17 protein-coding genes are annotated in these 17,969 nt (G+C 41.0%); 9 read left to right on the forward strand and 8 right to left on the reverse strand.

Annotated elements, in window-relative coordinates:
• Window positions 1-126 precede the first annotated feature (126 nt).
• Window positions 127-2,082: a CocE/NonD family hydrolase gene (locus tag ACYQ2C_RS04350; protein WP_460099879.1), complete on the forward strand. Its 1,956-nt coding sequence runs from the start codon at window positions 127-129 to the stop codon at window positions 2,080-2,082.
• 119 nt (window positions 2,083-2,201) lie between these two features.
• Here ACYQ2C_RS04350 and ACYQ2C_RS04355 read toward each other — a convergent pair whose 3' ends face one another.
• Window positions 2,202-3,788 carry a protein adenylyltransferase SelO gene (locus tag ACYQ2C_RS04355; RefSeq protein WP_460099876.1) on the reverse strand — a complete coding sequence of 529 codons (1,587 nt, stop codon included), beginning with the start codon at window positions 3,786-3,788 and terminating at the stop codon, window positions 2,202-2,204.
• A 298-nt stretch (window positions 3,789-4,086) separates the two neighbouring features.
• Complete coding sequence (locus ACYQ2C_RS04360; RefSeq protein WP_460099874.1) at window positions 4,087-4,401, reverse strand: hypothetical protein; 315 nt, start codon at window positions 4,399-4,401, stop codon at window positions 4,087-4,089.
• A 339-nt stretch (window positions 4,402-4,740) separates the two neighbouring features.
• Here ACYQ2C_RS04360 and cysK point away from each other — a divergent pair, with 339 nt between their 5' ends.
• Complete coding sequence (gene cysK, locus ACYQ2C_RS04365) at window positions 4,741-5,703, forward strand: cysteine synthase A (protein ID WP_460051125.1); 963 nt, start codon at window positions 4,741-4,743, stop codon at window positions 5,701-5,703.
• A gap of 280 nt (window positions 5,704-5,983) precedes the next feature.
• On the opposite strand, the gene ACYQ2C_RS04370 is transcribed toward cysK, so the two are convergent.
• From ACYQ2C_RS04370 to ACYQ2C_RS04385, 4 genes are all read right to left on the reverse strand, one after another.
• Entirely contained in the window at window positions 5,984-6,937 is a 954-nt protein-coding gene (locus ACYQ2C_RS04370; protein WP_460099871.1) for a bifunctional helix-turn-helix transcriptional regulator/GNAT family N-acetyltransferase, read from the reverse strand.
• A 417-nt stretch (window positions 6,938-7,354) separates the two neighbouring features.
• The gene (gene bfr, locus ACYQ2C_RS04375; protein WP_460099868.1) at window positions 7,355-7,837 is read right to left on the reverse strand and encodes a bacterioferritin; all 483 of its coding nucleotides are present in this window, start codon (window positions 7,835-7,837) and stop codon (window positions 7,355-7,357) included.
• A gap of 77 nt (window positions 7,838-7,914) precedes the next feature.
• On the reverse strand, window positions 7,915-8,106 hold the full coding sequence (locus tag ACYQ2C_RS04380; RefSeq protein ID WP_460051131.1) for a (2Fe-2S)-binding protein: 192 nt from the start codon (window positions 8,104-8,106) through the stop codon (window positions 7,915-7,917).
• 108 nt (window positions 8,107-8,214) lie between these two features.
• Window positions 8,215-9,078 carry an SIR2 family protein gene (locus ACYQ2C_RS04385; protein WP_460099864.1) on the reverse strand — a complete coding sequence of 288 codons (864 nt, stop codon included), beginning with the start codon at window positions 9,076-9,078 and terminating at the stop codon, window positions 8,215-8,217.
• 1,095 nt (window positions 9,079-10,173) lie between these two features.
• Between ACYQ2C_RS04385 and nifH the strand changes: the two genes are divergently transcribed.
• From nifH to ACYQ2C_RS04420, 7 genes are all read left to right on the forward strand, one after another.
• A complete protein-coding gene (gene nifH, locus ACYQ2C_RS04390; protein ID WP_460099861.1) occupies window positions 10,174-11,049 on the forward strand; it encodes a nitrogenase iron protein in 876 nt (291 codons plus the stop codon).
• A gap of 316 nt (window positions 11,050-11,365) precedes the next feature.
• A complete protein-coding gene (gene nifD, locus ACYQ2C_RS04395; RefSeq protein ID WP_460051137.1) occupies window positions 11,366-12,847 on the forward strand; it encodes a nitrogenase molybdenum-iron protein alpha chain in 1,482 nt (493 codons plus the stop codon).
• 111 nt (window positions 12,848-12,958) lie between these two features.
• Window positions 12,959-14,530 (forward strand): nitrogenase molybdenum-iron protein subunit beta, encoded by a 1,572-nt coding sequence (gene nifK / locus ACYQ2C_RS04400; protein ID WP_460051139.1) that lies wholly within the window; start codon window positions 12,959-12,961, stop codon window positions 14,528-14,530.
• Window positions 14,531-14,692: 162 nt separating this feature from the next.
• Window positions 14,693-14,911 carry a putative nitrogen fixation protein NifT gene (nifT, locus tag ACYQ2C_RS04405; RefSeq protein WP_460051140.1) on the forward strand — a complete coding sequence of 73 codons (219 nt, stop codon included), beginning with the start codon at window positions 14,693-14,695 and terminating at the stop codon, window positions 14,909-14,911.
• 2 nt (window positions 14,912-14,913) lie between these two features.
• On the forward strand, window positions 14,914-15,612 hold the full coding sequence (locus tag ACYQ2C_RS04410) for a NifB/NifX family molybdenum-iron cluster-binding protein (protein ID WP_460099856.1): 699 nt from the start codon (window positions 14,914-14,916) through the stop codon (window positions 15,610-15,612).
• Window positions 15,609-15,878 carry a DUF6129 family protein gene (locus ACYQ2C_RS04415; RefSeq protein ID WP_460099854.1) on the forward strand — a complete coding sequence of 90 codons (270 nt, stop codon included), beginning with the start codon at window positions 15,609-15,611 and terminating at the stop codon, window positions 15,876-15,878. Before ACYQ2C_RS04410 ends, ACYQ2C_RS04415 begins: the two co-directional genes overlap by 4 nt.
• Window positions 15,871-16,617, forward strand: coding sequence for a 4Fe4S-binding leucine-rich repeat protein (locus tag ACYQ2C_RS04420; protein ID WP_460051146.1), 747 nt, complete (start codon window positions 15,871-15,873; stop codon window positions 16,615-16,617). The genes ACYQ2C_RS04415 and ACYQ2C_RS04420 overlap by 8 nt, the downstream gene beginning before the upstream one ends.
• Window positions 16,618-16,871: 254 nt before the next feature.
• On the opposite strand, the gene ACYQ2C_RS04425 is transcribed toward ACYQ2C_RS04420, so the two are convergent.
• Entirely contained in the window at window positions 16,872-17,210 is a 339-nt protein-coding gene (locus ACYQ2C_RS04425) for a hypothetical protein (RefSeq protein WP_460099851.1), read from the reverse strand.
• A 404-nt stretch (window positions 17,211-17,614) separates the two neighbouring features.
• Window positions 17,615-17,812, reverse strand: coding sequence for a hypothetical protein (locus ACYQ2C_RS04430; protein ID WP_460099848.1), 198 nt, complete (start codon window positions 17,810-17,812; stop codon window positions 17,615-17,617).
• Window positions 17,813-17,969 lie beyond the last annotated feature (157 nt).

The following is a 17,969-nucleotide window of genomic DNA, read 5'->3' on the forward strand; positions in this document are numbered from 1 at the left end:
TTTTTGTTGTTAATTTATTGTTTTTTCGCTTTCAAAAATAACAAATGTTATTTACATTTAAAGGGCACTTCAAAATAACCTTCCCAAAATCCGAACTCAAACACACTAATAATAAAGGATAGTTTTATGTTTGGTTTTCTAAACTTACGTTTCTGGGCGACGTTTGTTGTACTCGTATTATTTCCAATACAAGAATTACTCGCTGATAATAACTGGACTACATCTGGTACTCGATCCTTATTGTCTGAACCTAATCAGATTATTTCTAACGGATCACGAACCTGGCAAGACTACGATAGACCCGAGGAATATCCTAATACGGTAAGATTACCTACCGAAACGATCTTGCTCGATGACGGTGTTGAACTGGCTGCATTTATTACTTTACCTGCTGACGAATTGGGTAATCCTATTGATCAAGATTTTCCGACGGTTATCGTAATTAGTGATTACAACGTTACGCTGGGTAATATATTCAGCGATTTAGGCTCAAATTTAGGCGTTTTTTTAGGGGCTGCTGATCCCTACATAGTGAAGCGCGGTTATGCTGTTGTGTCTGTAGACGGGCGCGGCACCGGAAAATCCACCGGCGTATGGGATGCTTGGGGTTCAAGCCAAGGCGATTACCAACAAATTATCGATTGGGTTCTTGCGCAGCCTTGGACAAACGGAGACCTAGCTTTACGAGGTGTTTCTGATCTTGGTATTCAAGCTTTATTTGCAGGCGCTACTGGTGATCCTGCGGTAAAAGCCATTTTTTCCATAGTACCGGCTGCCGATACCTATCGTGATACGGTATTTACCGGCGGTTCGGGTAATTTGTTATTTATTTCGTTGTGGCTTTCTTTAACCACATTAGCAAGCGTTGCCAACCCGGATATTATTCTAAATCCCGAAGAAGGTATTCCGGAGGTAATTGATGTGCTTTCGGATGCGTTACTGGAGTTTCAGTTACCAATTTTTACTCAAGCCTTATTAGGAGATGACGAATTACTTTACGACGGCCCATTTTGGCAACCACGTTCACCTATAGAGCGCATTGATCAAATTCAGGCGCCTACGTTTATTATTGGTTCTGTGCACGATATTTTTCAGCGCGGTGAACTCAATTTATACGAGCAATTAAAACGCAATGTAGACAGCCGACTTTTGGTCTTGCCAGGCAATCACATTGAGGCGGCTTTGGCGACCAGCGCATCACAAGGTCAGTTAGGACTGCCACCAACTAATCATTTCGAATTACAGTGGTACGATCAACACTTGCGTGGATTTAACGCCGGCGTTGAGCAAATTCCACAGGTTACGCAATACATGATTGGTCTCGATCGTTTTGCTACCAGCGACGATTGGCCGGTACCACAGGCAGAACCAAAGCGATTGTATTTCCATCCTTTTGGTAAATTAAAAGAAGATAGTGCAGGGATTTTTGGTGGCAGTAAAACTGTGTACGCATTTCCTGCCAGCGGCTTGTGCTCGATCAGCAGTGCGCAGTGGTCTTTAGGTATTCTGGGTTTTGTGCCTTTAGAGTGTTTTGAAGACAACAGTTTTACCGAGTTATTTTTTAACGTAATTTACGAAACCGACGTGCTAACGGAAGACCTCGCAATTAACGGCCCAATTCAGGCGGATATTTTTGCGGCGACCACCAATTTTGTGGGTTTAGTTTCGGTTCGCGTTGATGATGTTGCGCCGGATGGACGAGTAACTCCTTTAACCAACGGATTATTAAATATGAAGCATCGCGCGGTTGATGAATCACGGACACGTACTTTAGCCGGTGAAAATATTCAATCCTGGCATCCGTACACCGAAGCGGCAGAACAATCGGTGTATCCCAACATTACCATGAAATTACCGGTAAATATTCAACCCACCAGTGCCGTTATTAAAAAAGGCCATAAATTACGTGTTGCTGTTGGGCCAAGTAATTTACCGCAGGGAACCATTTTGGGTGAAGAAGGATTATTGCAACTGCTGCCAACATGGTTAACTGTTGAAAATAATTACTGGTATCCATCAAGTATTGTGTTACCGGTAGTGCCTAATAACAGTTTTAATATTGTGCCTACTGGCGGTGAATAACGACAATTAACAAGGTTGTTTATCAGCTAGATCTTTGATTAAAAAACCTCTGATTAACACGTACGTGATGTATTCAGAGGTTCCTGTAATGAATCATTCAATAAAATTAATATCAACCACTAGGTTCCGCAAAAGGTTCTAAGCACAACTTCAGACTCTGTAGGTGGTTGCGTAAAAGGTTTAACGGCTTCTCTATATTCGAAAGGCTTTTCTAACACATCGGCCAAGGTATGAAAGAGACTAAAATCGTTATTTTCTTTTGCGTGTTCAATGGCTCGATTAACCCAGTGATTTCTGGGAATAATTGCCGGATTTACCGAACGAATTTGCTCGACGTTTTTCAGGACTTGATCTTTATTCGCAAGTGCATGGGCGCTTGTTAATTCTGCGAGCCAGCGAGTTATCCACGATTGTAATTCATCGGGTATTTTGTCCCACAAAAACTCGCGTTCAATAATTATCTTTGGTGTTTCTGTATTTTCGGATTTCTCAGATTGATCTTTAGCTTGCCGTAATTGCCCTTCTAAAAGTGTCTCACCCGGAATATTGCCAAGGTTCCTAAATGAGTTGGTAAAATCCAATCGATGACGTTCAAGAATATCTAAAAATTCTTGCGTTAGCGATTGGCTCGCCGAAGACGCGTTATTAAAACCCAGTTTTTCGGCAAAAATCCGGTCGTAATGTTGATTGTATTCTACATCAAAGTTATCGAGCGATTGCTGGGCCGTCGCTAAGGCTTCCTGTTCTTCGCCCATTAATGGCAGCAACGCTTGCCCTAACCAACTTAAATTCCATTTCGCAACGGTCGGTTGATTGCAATAGGCGTAACGGCCACCACGATCAATAGAGCTGAATACTTTTTTAGAATTGAATTCGTCTAAAAATGCACAGGGCCCAAAATCAATGGTATCGCCACTGACCAACATGTTATCGGTATTCATGACGCCGTGAATAAAACCAACCGACATCCAGCGTGCTATTAATAAGGCTTGTCTTTTTACCGCGCAATCAAATAAAGCTGCGTAAGGATTTTTTAAGCCGTGTTGCGCAACATCTTGGGCGTAGTGACGATCAATCACGTAGTCGGCCAAATGTTGTATCGATTCTAGATCACCACGTGCCGAAAAGTATTGAAACGTACCCACTCGCACATGACTGGCCGCAACCCGCGTTAAAATTGCGCCGGGTTCCAGTTGGTCGCGAACTACGCGTTCACCGGTGGTGACCGCAGCCAAGGCGCGTGTTGTAGGAATGCCCAGAGCAAACATGGTTTCACTAAGAAGATATTCGCGTAACACCGGGCCAACCGGTGAGCGACCGTCGCCCATGCGTGAAAAGCGCGTAGTGCCGCTGCCTTTGAGTTGCACATCCAATAATTGATTGCGATGATTTTTCAGTTCGCCCAAATAAATAGCGCGACCGTCACCCAGTTGTGGATTCCAGTGACCAAACTGATGTCCGGCATAAACCGAGGCGATGGTTGTTACCGGAAGGTCTTCATCATTACCGGCAAGAACTTGCAGAGTTTCGTTGGATTCTAAGGTTTTGCTGTCTAACCCTAATTCACTTGCGAGTGTTTTATTAACACGAATAAATTCCGGCTTTTTTACCAGCGTCGGTACTGTGCTGGAATAAAATTGTTCGCCCAGAGTTTGCAGGCTGTGCTCCAATAAACGGTATTTTAATGGACTATTATTGGTTGCCATTTACGACTCGATCTTCGTTGATAAAATAAAGGAAACGCTAATTAACCCAGAGTTTCCTGCGCTACAAGGATGTGTCGCCAATTTCAGGAACAGTAACCCACTGAAATTGTGAAGAAATTGAAAATCGCATTGTCAATTTCTGCTCTTTGATTAAATCACGGATGGGTTAATCAAAGGTTCCTAAGGCTAAACTGTAACTGAGGCTCAAATAACTTTCATCCACACAAAAACCGTGTGAATTCATTTGTTAGGGCCTTGCGTGAGATTCTTAAAATTTTTAGTGATCAGTTTTTAGCTGTTATTCAACAACATCACCACCGGCGATAAAATCCTCGATTTTGAATAAAATGTAATCATTGTGGCGAATGTTCTTGGCAATCTCTCGGGCTTCTTCCGGTGAATGCCCATGCAGCAAAAAACTTAAGGTTGCTAGATATTCGTTTTCATAAAAAATCGCGGTTTTTAGTTCAATAGCATCCTCAATAGATTCCGATAAGTGCAGGCTCGAAACTACTTTTAAATTCCGATCAATTCGGTTGATATAACTAAAACCTATTATATCAGCCTTACCGGACGATTCTGTGGCGCTCTCTTGTGTCGAATTCGAATGCATATGCTGCCCTAGATTTTTGACATTTAATTTGAGTCGCTTGTATTACCGATCCAATTCATTCTATTCATTGATACTAATGTTTGTTTCTGCAAAGACTAAGCCGATATTTGCTAATCTTAGTCATAAAGGGCGCTGTATTACTTGCTTTTAACTGTTTGTAACTTATCCACAATTACGCGCATTTATTGCAGTATATGATGCACAATTACGCATATTATCAACTATGCAACTTAATCTGCTCGGTATACTCTAGGCTCTAGCTTCATAAAACTAACAACCGAACTCGGCTGAGATGAAATACTCGTCGTAAGTCAGCCGACCGAATAAGGGGGAATTTGTATGTTTGATAACAATTCACAAAGCATTGGTAATACACCAATGGTACGTGTAAAAAATCTTTGGCCTGCCGGTAATGTTTACGCAAAAATTGAATCCCGAAACCCCGCCGGGTCGGTAAAGTGTCGCATTGGCGCGAACATGATTTGGGCCGCAGAAGAGAGCGGTGTATTAAAACCCGGCATGACCCTTGTTGAGCCTACCAGCGGTAATACCGGAATCGCGCTGGCATTTGTTGCGGCCAGTAAAGGTTATAAGCTTATTCTAACCATGCCTGCGAGCATGTCGATTGAGCGTCGCAAGTTGATGAAAGCTCTGGGTGCAGAAATTGTTCTGACCGAGCCACCAAAAGGTATGAAAGGTGCTATCGAAAAAGCCAAAGAACTAGTGGCGAGTAATCCCGATACGCATTTGATGTTGCAGCAATTTGAAAACCCAGCAAATCCTGCCATTCACGAAAAAACCACAGGCCCCGAAATTTGGACCGATACTGAAGGTCAAATCGACGTATTTGTTGCCGGCGTTGGAACTGGCGGTACTATCACAGGTGTTTCTCGTTACATTAAAAATCAGCAAGGTAAAGCCATTACCTCTATTGCCGTTGAACCGACTGATTCACCAGTAATTTCTCAAACGCTCAATGGCGAAGACCCAACACCGTCACCGCATAAAATTCAAGGTATTGGCGCAGGTTTTGTACCGCAGAATTTAGATTTAAGTGTGGTTGATGCTGTAGAAAAAGTCTCTAACGATGAAGCCATTGCTACCGCACGTTTACTGATGCAAAAAGAAGGTATTCTTGCGGGCATTTCGTGCGGTGCTGCTATGTCTGCGGCGCTAAGAATTGCGGGTAAACCAGAATATAAAGACAAAATGATTGTGGTCATATTACCTGACTCAGGTGAACGTTATCTAAGTACTGCATTATTTGATGGTATGTTTACCGATAACGAAAACGTGCAATAGATATCGATATTAATCCCGTTTTTGTCAATTAAATCTGGGTTAATTCTTTTGTAGCATTAACAATAAATTCGTAGTACGGATTTATTGTTAATCTCTTCAGTTTTTGCAATTTTCTCTATTTTAATCATCCAGAATAAGAAAATTATATCACTGTGACCGTGGCTTTATCGTTCATCAGCGACTAATTTATATTTTTCAACGGTCACTCCGCTATTAATAAAGATAAAAAATCAAGACATTAGATGACGATGATTATCTACAATCACAGCATTTTTACCGGTTAAATTTCGTCTAAAAAGAGTTCCATTTGTACATCACAGCGTTGATAGGGTGAGCTGTAGCCGCTGACCCGTTTAAAACCCAGTTTACGGTACAGTTCCAAAGCGGGTGTTAACGCGGAATTACTCTCCAAATACAGTCGTTTGGCATTCAGAGCTTTTGCTTTCTCGATGACAAAATTCCCTAACATAAAACCAATTCCATAACCGCGGTACGCATCTGCCACTGTCATTTTTGCAAGCTCAAAAGAAGAATCATCCATTTTTAATAACGCACAGGTACCAACGGGTTTGTTATTAAACAGAGCAATAGCAATGTAGCCACCTCGATTAATAATGTATTCGAAAGGGTTTTCTAAGGCTTTTATATCGGCATCTTCGAGCGTGAAATATTTATTGATCCACGCTTCGTTTAACATTTTGTAGGCCTGTTGATGATCTTCTGTAAAGTCCACAATAGAAATGCTCGAAGTTTTACTCCGTTTATGAATTTTTTTTACACGCTCAAACAAACTCTCACGATTTAATTCGTAACCGAAAGCATTTAAGTCGTTCCATAAATTGCAATTAATATTTTTAAAAATGTCGTCCAGTGCTGTATTAATATCGTCACACTGAGCGTTAAGATTAGCAGACATTTTTCGTGCTTTTGCCGTAAGCGAGGCCACGGTTACCCGTGCATCTTGCTTTGATTTCCCGGTTTTAATCAGGCCATGTTTGGTCATATCTTTAACAATTTGGCTTACCGAAGCATGGGTTTGGCCAATATCTTCGGCGAGTTCACTGATGCTGGCGCTGTCTTTTTGGAGCAACATAAACAGTATTGGAAACCAACGCGCGTCAATCTCCACTCCGTACAAATCGTAGATCTTCTGTGCATCGGTGGTCACCACCTCTGCTAGGTGTCGTAAGCGGCTGCCTAGAGCCATTTGGCCTGCTATGGCGAAGAATGACATGATATACCTCATATATTTACGTAAGTACTTACATAAATATATTGATATCGTCTAACTAATGCAAGAGGTTTCGACTAGAGGCCGTTGTGGTTGGAAGTGAATCGGTGTTTTGCGGGCATAATGATGTTGATGAGTGTTGATGAGTGCGAGTAATCGCGGAATTCATTGGGGGAAACACCGATTAACCTAGAATTTCCAGTAACACAAAGATGCATCACCAATTTTAAGAACGATAAGCGATTGAAATTGTGGAGAGATTAGAAATTGCGCTGTCAATTTTTAATCTCTGATTAAATCATGGCTGAGTTAATCAGGAGTTCTTAGAGGTTTCTATACCAAAATCCATTCTCTCTGGCATTAATGGAGCCTTTGGTCAATATTAACAAAAGCTCCAATAACCGATTACCCAATAGCCGATTAACTGTCGCTGGCGGGTTCCATTTGCGATTGCAGGTAATTTTCGATACCTACCGAGTCAATTAAACCTAATTGGGTTTCTAACCAATCAACGTGTGATTCTTCGTCTTCTAAAATGGCTTCAAAAATTTCGCGAGAAATATAATCGCCTTGTTTTTCAGCTTCGGCAATGGCTACGCGTAGATCAGGAATTGCATCGTTTTCTAGGGCCAGGTCGCACTCCAAAATTTCTTTGGTGTTTTCGCCAATACGTAAACGACCCAAGTCTTGTAGATTTGGAATACCTTCTAAGAACAAAATGCGCTCAATTAATTTATCGGCGTGTTCCATTTCTTCAATAGATTCGCGGTATTCTTTTTTACCTAATTTGGTAAGACCCCAATCATTAAGCATTCTAGAATGTAGAAAATACTGATTGATAGCAATTAACTCATTAAATAATACTTTGTTTAAATGTTTAATAATTAAAGGATCACCTTTCATAAAGCAATAATTCCGTAGCAATAAGTTACAACATAATGTGACGATTTTTTTAGTGTTACAAGTCTACCGACAAACAATCAAAGTTGGCAAGGCGCTTGGGGTTTTGTGCCGGAAATTTGATGTAATAGTTGCCGAGCCGATTTTCGACAAATTCCGCATTGTGATCCTAGACCGGTTTTACAGCGCAGTTTTGACATAGTGCAAATACCTTCTTTAGCCGCTTGTTTTACGTGGCTTTCACTAACACCCTTACACACACAGACGTACATTGCTAATTTACCTCGTCACAAGATAAAGAAACTGCGGTAATTTCGTTGTTAAACACATTTGAAATTACAGGTTACAGAAACCCGTTAAACCATTGTTGTAATTAATAATTAGGCGGATTTGAGTTCAAAATCCGGCGATGCCGCGCGAATTAATGCTTTCCAGTCGCCTTCAATTAATTCAATTTTTTTGTTTTTACAAAAACGGCGTTCTTTATCGGTGGGTTCTGGAATAATTGCCCAACCACTTGGCGTTCCTGAGGCGTAAATCATATCGCTTAAAACCATGCGCTCGGTATCGCGAGTTAATCTAACGCCAACAAATAGATATTGTTTTTCTTGGCGATAGGTTTTTAAAAACGAAGGAATCGCAAAGCCACCCATAAGCTCGGTAATGTAATCTACATAATCGGCATCGGCGGCGATATAGCTTGGTTTTGGTACCGGTGTACCCATGGGTTTAAATAGAATCGGTAACGATGTGTCGGCCTTTTCTTGCTCAATTTCTTGATAACTGCTGCCATCGTATTGATAGAGTTTAAAGCGATAATCGGTACCACCAAGACGGGCACAACCAATAATCAATAAATGAGGCGTGGTGTTGTAGCTGTCTTGCAGTTGTGTGTCTCGGTTAATGTCGATAACGTAATTGGGTTTAATGTCGCTTAACCAATCGTGAAATTGGCCACGAGTCCATTTTTTTGCTCCGTAGGTCTCATTTAAAAAACGCTCAACATAGCTGCGACCTTTTTTTAATTCAAGATTCATAGCCGCGCGTGGAAATTCATACATTAAACGCGGTGCCATGGGTTGACCGTCGTTCATGGCTAAAATTAAGCTGTCGCTGTCGGCTGGTATACTGGAGTTATCGGCTTGGTTTTTTACATCGCTTAAAACGCCTGCGCCTAGGTACGGCACAATTCGGCCTTCTTTTATTCCTGCAACCAAATCCTTTGCCAGTGTTGAATCGATCATGGTGCTCTCCAGTAATAGGCTAAATTCGAGGGTGTATAAATTGGCTTATTAAAATTAAAAGAAACTGTAATTAACGCAGAGGCTTCTAACAGTTATTGCAAGCCAATAACACAGTGCGAATAACACTGTTTTTCATTTGCAGTGGAACAGCAATAATTAATCCAAGAGTAATACCGCGTAATCGCGGCGTGTCGTTTTCTTAAGTGATTGATAAACCGCAAATTTTTAGGTAAAAAAATAATTGTCGTTTTTCTTACAAACGCCTAAAAAATCCACTTGTACCGTTTATGTCGCATTTACAACAATATTTTTTTGAGAAGAGCTTTGTAGGGGAAATCTGCTTGGAGCGGTAAAACATTATGGGAACCTCTAATTAACTCATCCTTGATTTAATCAGAGGGCAGAAATTGAAAATGTGATTTCCAATTTCTTCACAATTTCAATCACTTACAGTTCTTGAAATTGGCGACACATCCTTGTGTCGCGAGAAACTCTAGGTTAATCAGAGTTTCCTATGAGCAATTACGCCTTCAGGCGCTCTAATTAAGTCATCGAAAACCTAACAAGAGGTTTTGGTAGATATCAGTACTCGATAATTTTTGATGCAGGCTGCGTGTTATTGAATAAATTATTAAACGAAAATCGTAATTTTTTAAAATTAATATTGTGAAGGTAATTTTCTATAAATGAAGGAAGAGAATGTCGTTGCTCTTAATACGAGGCCAATATTAAAAACGGTAGATCAGTATTAAAAATTGTAGATCAGCTAATAACAAAAACTGCGTGTTAAACATAGATTGTTAAAAGTAAAACACCAATATTTGATATTTATTGTTATTTTTATCTTGCTTTGTCGGCTTGTTTAAACCTTACAAAAATTGAGTCTATGTTGGTCATGCAACAGCCAATTGGTGATTTTGTCGGTTTTTATCAAACAATAAAAAATTCGTAAGATAAAAAAATCCTTATAAATCAAGGTTATAAATATTTCCTCTGAGTTTGGTATGTACATCGCAATACCACCGTCGCGATTCACTGCTTGTAGTACAGCACCGCATGTAACCATGCGGAATTAGTCAAACAGGAGAAAATATCATGGCAATGCGTCAATGTGCGATTTACGGTAAAGGTGGTATTGGTAAGTCGACCACTACTCAAAACCTAGTAGCTGCTTTGGCAGAAGCTGGCAAAAAAGTAATGATTGTTGGCTGTGACCCTAAAGCCGACTCTACCCGTCTTATCCTTCATTCTAAAGCTCAAAACACCATTATGGAAATGGCTGCGGAAGCAGGTACCGTTGAGGATTTAGAATTAGAAGACGTTCTAAAAACCGGTTACGGCGACATCAAATGTGTTGAGTCGGGCGGTCCAGAGCCAGGCGTTGGTTGTGCAGGCCGTGGTGTAATCACTGCAATTAACTTCTTAGAAGAAGAAGGTGCTTACGACGACGATCTAGATTTCGTTTTCTACGACGTACTCGGTGACGTTGTGTGTGGTGGTTTCGCAATGCCAATTCGCGAAAACAAAGCGCAAGAAATTTACATCGTTGTATCTGGCGAAATGATGGCGATGTACGCCGCAAACAACATTTCAAAAGGTATCGTTAAATACGCTAACTCAGGCGGTGTACGTTTAGCGGGTCTTATCTGTAACAGCCGTAACACAGATAAAGAAGATGAATTAATTGAAGCCTTAGCAGCTGCTATTGGTACTCAAATGATTCACTTCATTCCGCGTGACAACGTTGTTCAACGTGCTGAAATCCGCCGTATGACTGTTATCGAATACGATCCAACCGCTAAACAAGCGGATGAATATCGTGCTCTTGCGCAGAAAGTTATCGATAACAAAAAACTTGTTATTCCTCAGCCTGTGACCATGGATCAACTTGAAGAGTTGTTGATGGAATTTGGCATCATGGAAGAAGAAGACGAAAGCATTGTTGGCCAAACGGCTGCACAAGAAGCTTAATTGATTGTTGATGATTAAATAGTTTTTAAAAATTCGGATTAATTGCAGTTTGATTTTATTGCGGACTTTTTACTGCAAGAATTCTAAATTAATAAGAATTGTTTTTAAGCTATTTAACAGTCGCCCGAAAAATAGTGTTTTGTAATTTATTTTTCGGGCTCGCGTTAGCGTATCGCTAATGGCAACAGGGCCTCTGTTGCGCTATTAACCGAATGTTTTCTTTTTGAATTAATTCGAATTAATAGTCGAATCTGGCTCGGTCGGGTATGGAGCAGATTGGCTTCTGCCTGCAACTCAAAATAAGAGGAGACAGACAATGACTGTCATGACACGTGAAGAAACTGAAGCCCTCATCTCTGAAGTGCTTGAAGTTTATCCTGAGAAAGCCAAGAAAGATCGCGCAAAACATTTAACTCCAAACGACCAATCGTTGGAGCAATCAAAAAAATGTATTACTTCCAATAAAAAATCACTACCCGGTGTTATGACCATTCGTGGTTGTGCATACGCAGGTTCTAAAGGTGTGGTTTGGGGCCCAATTAAAGATATGATTCATATCTCTCATGGTCCGGTTGGTTGTGGTCAATATTCTCGTGCAGGTCGTCGTAACTATTATATCGGTACTACCGGTGTAAATACCTTTGTTACCATGAACTTCACAACTGATTTCCAAGAAAAAGACATCGTTTTTGGTGGTGATAAAAAACTCGCTAAAACCATCGACGAAATCGAAACTCTTTTCCCATTAAATAAAGGCATTACCATTCAATCAGAATGTCCAATTGGTTTGATTGGTGATGACATCGAAGCCGTAGCAAAAACCAAAAACAAAGAAACGGGTAAAACTGTTGTGCCTGTTCGTTGTGAAGGTTTCCGCGGTGTTTCTCAATCGTTGGGTCACCACATTGCAAACGACGCGGTTCGCGATTGGGCGCTTGGTGCTCGTGATGATGACGACAGTTTCGAAAAAACCGATTACGACGTTGCGATCATCGGTGATTACAACATTGGTGGTGACGCTTGGTCTTCTCGTATTTTGCTAGAAGAAATGGGTCTTCGTGTTGTGGCTCAATGGTCTGGTGACGGTTCAATTTCTGAAATTGAATTAACGCCAAAAGTTAAATTGAACCTCGTTCACTGCTACCGTTCAATGAACTACATTTCTCGTCACATGGAAGAGAAATACGGTATTCCTTGGATCGAATACAACTTCTTCGGCCCAACCAAAACCGTTGAATCTCTTCGTAAAATTGCTTCACACTTTGACGAAAGCATTCAAGCAAAATGTGAAGAAGTTATTGCTAAATACAAGCCTGAGTGGGACGCAGTTATTGCCAAATACCGTCCACGTTTAGAAGGCAAAAAAGTTATGTTGTACGTAGGTGGTTTACGCCCACGTCACGTAATTGGTTCATACGAAGATCTAGGTATGGAAGTTGTTGGTACCGGTTATGAATTCGGCCACAACGACGACTACGATCGTACGTTAAAAGAAATGGGCGATGCCACTTTGCTTTACGATGATGTTACTGGTTACGAATTCGAAGAATTTGTGAAAAAAGTAAAACCAGATCTTATCGGTTCTGGCATTAAAGAAAAGTACATCTTCCAAAAAATGGGTGTGCCTTTCCGTCAAATGCACTCTTGGGATTATTCCGGTCCTTACCATGGTTTCGATGGCTTTGCGATTTTCGCACGCGACATGGATATGACGTTGAACAACCCATGCTGGGGCAAATTAAAAGCGCCTTGGAAAACTGAAGACTCTGTAGCTACAGCAGCAGTTGCCAACGCTTAATTAATCGCATCATTTTTTATTAACGTGCCGCTAGTGCTTCAATTAATGGAGCACTAGATCACTCAACCTTTCGCTAGTGTCACAGATTAGTGGCCTAGAAGGAGTTCCGAGATGAGCCAAGACGTAGAAAACATCAAACCAAGTTATCCTTTGTTCCGTAACGACGAATACAAAGAAATACTTAAAAATAAGCGTGAATCTTTCGAAGAAGCGCATTCACAGGAGAAAATTGACGAAGTATTTGAGTGGACCACCACCGAAGAATACAAAGAGTTAAATTTCCAACGTGAAGCATTAACCGTTAACCCAGCCAAAGCTTGCCAACCATTAGGTGCCGTACTTTGTTCTTTGGGTTTTGAGAAAACCATGCCTTACGTGCACGGTTCTCAAGGTTGTGTTGCTTATTTCCGTACTTACTTTAACCGTCACTTTAAAGAGCCTATCTCTTGTGTTTCTGACTCTATGACAGAAGACGCGGCGGTATTTGGTGGTCAGCAAAACATGAAAGATGGTTTGGAAAACTGTAAAGCGATTTACAAACCAGACATGATTGCGGTTTCTACCACTTGTATGGCGGAAGTTATTGGTGATGACTTAAACGCATTCATTAATAACTCGAAAAAAGAAGGCCATGTTCCTGATGAGTACCCAGTGCCTTTCGCTCACACGCCAAGCTTTGTAGGAAGTCACACCACTGGTTGGGATAACATGTTTGAAGGTATCGCTCGATATTTCACGCTTAACTACATGGAAGGCAAAGAAGTAGGTAGCAACGGTAAAATCAACATTGTTCCTGGCTTTGAAACCTACCTAGGTAACTTCCGCGTTATTAAGCGCATGATGAACGAAATGGGTGTAGAAGCCACCATGTTGTCTGATCCAGAAGAAATTTTGGATACACCAGCAGACGGCGAATTCCGCATGTACGCAGGCGGTACCACTCAAGACGAAATCAAAGATGCGCCTAACGCAAAAGATACTTTCTTGTTGCAACGCTGGCAGCTTGTTAAAACCGAGAAATTCGTTAAAAACACTTGGAACCACGCAACTCCACAAATTCACATTCCAATGGGTTTAGATTGGACTGACGAGTTTTTAATGGAAGTGAGCAAAGTCACCGGCCAACCTATTCCTGCGTCTCTAGAAAAAGAACGTGGTCGTTTGGTTGATATGATGACCGACTCGCACACTTGGATGCACGGTGTTAAATACGGACTTTGGGGTGATCCTGATTTTGTCATGGGCATGACCAAATTCTTACTAGAATTAGGTGCAGAACCAACTCACATTCTTTGTAACAACGCCAACAAACGTTGGAAAAAAGCAATGGATGCCATGTTGGCCGAATACAAAATGGATAAGCTTTGCGAAGTTCATATCGGTAAAGACTTGTGGCACATGCGTTCTCTAGTATTCACCAATAAACCAAACTTCATGATTGGTAACTCCTACGGTAAGTTTATCCAACGTGATACTTTGTACAAAGGTGAAGAGTTCGAAGTACCATTGGTGCGTATTGGTTTCCCAATTTTCGATCGTCATCATTTACATCGTCAAACCACTTTAGGTTACGAAGGAGCTATGCAAATTCTAACCACCTTGGTTAACTCTGTACTTGAGCGTCTTGACGACGAAACTCGCGGAATGCAAACCACTGACTACAATTACGATCTTGTCCGTTAATTGTGAGACCGGGCGATTACATTAATCGCCCACGTTGAAATTAAACGGTTTAACTTTGTGTATTTAACGTTGTGATTTTTTATAAAAATCACAATTAAAAAAGTTATTCGGTCATTTCGGGGTAACACAATTACCCCGCTTTTTATTTAACGGAGAAAGATTATGCCAAACGTAATGTTACGTCGTAACGAGTCTGGACAATTAACGCTGTACGTTGCAAAACGTGACCAAGAAGACGTGGTTGTGTCTATTGAAAAAGAAGGTTCAGAAGGTTGGGGCGGTACCATCGAGCTTGCCGATGGCTCAGCGTATTATATTGATCCGCTGGATGCCGAACCAAAATTACCAATCACCTTGAGAGCCAAACGTGCAGGGGGTTAATCATGAGCGTGCTTTGCGAAGATGTCGCTGTGCGATTGGCGCTCGCTGCACGTGCACTACCGGAAGAAATTGAAACTCGTGAATTAGTTCTCGGTGTGTTAGAAGCGGTTGGCGAACCTATTACCAGTGCAAAATTAAATAAACTCCGTTTAAATCGATTAAAAAAAATCGAAGCTCTCGCACACGTTGACGATGCTTATCTTAAAGAAGCTCTCAACTTTCTTAAAGGTCGCAATATAAAACGCGAACCCGAACCTCTTCCCGAAATTATTTCCTTAAATGATGGCGACATGCCCGAATCCGTTCGCGTGGCTTGTGCGTCAAATTCTGGCGATAAAATTGACGGACACTTTGGCTCTTGCTCACGGTTTTTAGTGTATCAACTCTCTGCCGACGAAATCAGACTCATCGATATCCGCAAACCTGAATCAGTAAGCGATGACGAAGATAAAAACGTTGCCCGCGCCGCATTAATTAACGACTGTAACGTTTTATATACCGTCTCGATTGGTGGCCCGGCTGCGGCAAAAGTTGTTAGAGCCGGATTACATCCCATTAAATTGCCGCAAGGCGGTGTTGCGCCCGATGTGTTAAAACGTTTGCAAGAAACTATTGCTACATCGCCGCCACCTTGGTTAGCAAAAGCCATGGGACAAAATCCAGAAGAGCGCGTGCGTTTTCGAGAGGAGGCAACCGGATGATTACCGAGCAAGATATCAGCACAGTTGTTGATTTAGTAAAAGCCAATGGATTATCGGAAGATATAGTCTCTAAATTACGTTCACAATTTAACGGTTATCATTTTACCTATTGTATGGATGATGACATGGACGCCTATAAACCTGCCAAAGAATGCGAAGGTTTTAATATTTATTTTGTGAATTCATCCGATCATTGTTCTAAATTAACCACCGACCCAAGCAACGCATCTGGGTTTGTATTGGCCGAGGTAATTGAAGATGACTGACTCACAAGAGTCACCGTTTGACGACTTAACTCCCATTGCCGATTGTCGTTTTTGTTCGTTTCAAACAAAAACCTTATTAATGGGACGATGCACGCCGGGTGATGCTTGTGTATTGGTTCAAAGCGGTCGTCAGATCGACCGCTTTTTTCGCAATAATCCGCAATATGCCAGTCGTTATTTACGTGACGAATTTTGGGAAAGACGTGCCATTGCCGTTCGCTACTCACCGCAAAGCGAACTCATCAACATGATTAAAGATCCAGACGAAGCCGTACGCCGCGCCGTTGCCTATCGACTGCCACCGGATCAACTCGAAGGCATGATCGACGACATCGACCGCGAAGTGCGCATTACCGTCGCCGATCGCATTCCCTTAGACAAACTTGAACTGCTCGCCAACGACCCAGATTATTTAGTGCGAGCCTACGTTGCACAACGATTACCGGCAGGGCGATTATTTCGCTTAATTCGCGATCCCGATCGCCAAGTACGCAAACTCGTCGCCAAACGCATACCCGAAGCCAGCCTAGGAATGATGCTTTATGATCCCGAACCCGAAGTACGCCGAGTTGTAGCCAGCCGCGCACAAAGCGACGAACTAGAACTCTTACTAAAAGACGAAGACTGGGTAGTGCGCCTAACGGCCGCCGAACGCGCACCGCTGGAATCATTAGAACCACTTAAAAACGACCCAGAACCTGAAGTCGTTAGAACCGTACAAGAACGGCAAAACAGCTAACCAAATTCCCTCCCAAAAACACCGCTAAAAACCTACTTGATAATTTATTGAAAATGCAAAAATAAATTACGAGTAGGTTTTTTTAATATTTTTAGCAGAGTTTTTCCTAAATAATTCTGAAATGAAATTTGTTAATCACAGGGAAGAAATTGTCAATGCAATTTCCAATTTCTCCACAATTTCAATCACTTACAATTCTTGAAATTGGCGGCACATCCTTGTGTCGTGAGAAACTCTCGATTAATCAGAGTTTTCTATAGTAAATGGTCAAAACTGCCTTTTTTAAAAGCAGATTCAACATAGTATAGCGTCTTTTCATATATGCCCATTTGCACATCATCGAATTTTTCTTCATGCTCTTCGCTGTAATTAGGATGATCCTCATCATAATATGGGTATTTCAGTCTCGCTTTCTTTTTTTCGATTACAGCAAGATCAATAAGCGCTTCAGCTTCTTCATTACTGAGAAAAATAGGTGTCTGTACATCTTTATGCGGAAATGCCGTTTTTAGAGCAACATAATTTTCATTAGCAACAATCTCTGCTATTTCCTCCACCAATTCAGGCGGCATGAGAACTTCTCTCTTAATCATCTGTTCGCTACCTTAGACAATGCACCAGGATGTTTTTCAATAATATTTTTTCTTGAATTAAATAATTTAAAAATTAATGAAAAGTTTACCAGTATTTTTTTAAATGCTTTGCGATTTCGAATAAATGTGGCTAATCGTCGTGCTTTAAATAAAGTAAAATTGTCAGTGTGTTAAGTGGGGTGGCTTTTGATTGTTGTGCTCTATAAGTATTGAGGTGAGTTTCTGGAAAAAATATCAAAAATAAAAAATTAAGTAATTCTACCCTAAAAAAGGTATGGCTACATTAATGTAATACCAATGTAACCAAACTACCAAAAAATGTCTTTGAAAATGGTTGTCGTTTTAAATTCCAGAGGAAATATTTGCGGAGCGTTAACTATTGTTAACCCGATTAATATTTAGAATTATCCATTGTTAATTAACTCTTGTATTCGGTCAAATAAAGCTTGAAACGCTCCGAAATCCTCGTGAGCAAAATTTGCACATGCCTGTGAAAAAGTGTTTTTATTTCCAGAAATCTCAAAAACATCAGTCTGAAGTATCCCTTCACCTTTCATATTGTGTAGCTCTAGAACCTCATTTGGAAACAAATGCTCAATCACAAGATATCTTTGAGTGATAGAGTTTGCAGTTACAAATTCTTGCCTGAAATTGGGAATAACTAAAAGCAACCCAAATATTTCGCGGTTTCAAGTAATAACTGCAATTTCATAACGCAGCGAGTAAATCAACTCGCTGTCCCATAAATAATTCATTAGG

The organism is Sessilibacter sp. MAH3, assembly GCF_054658275.1.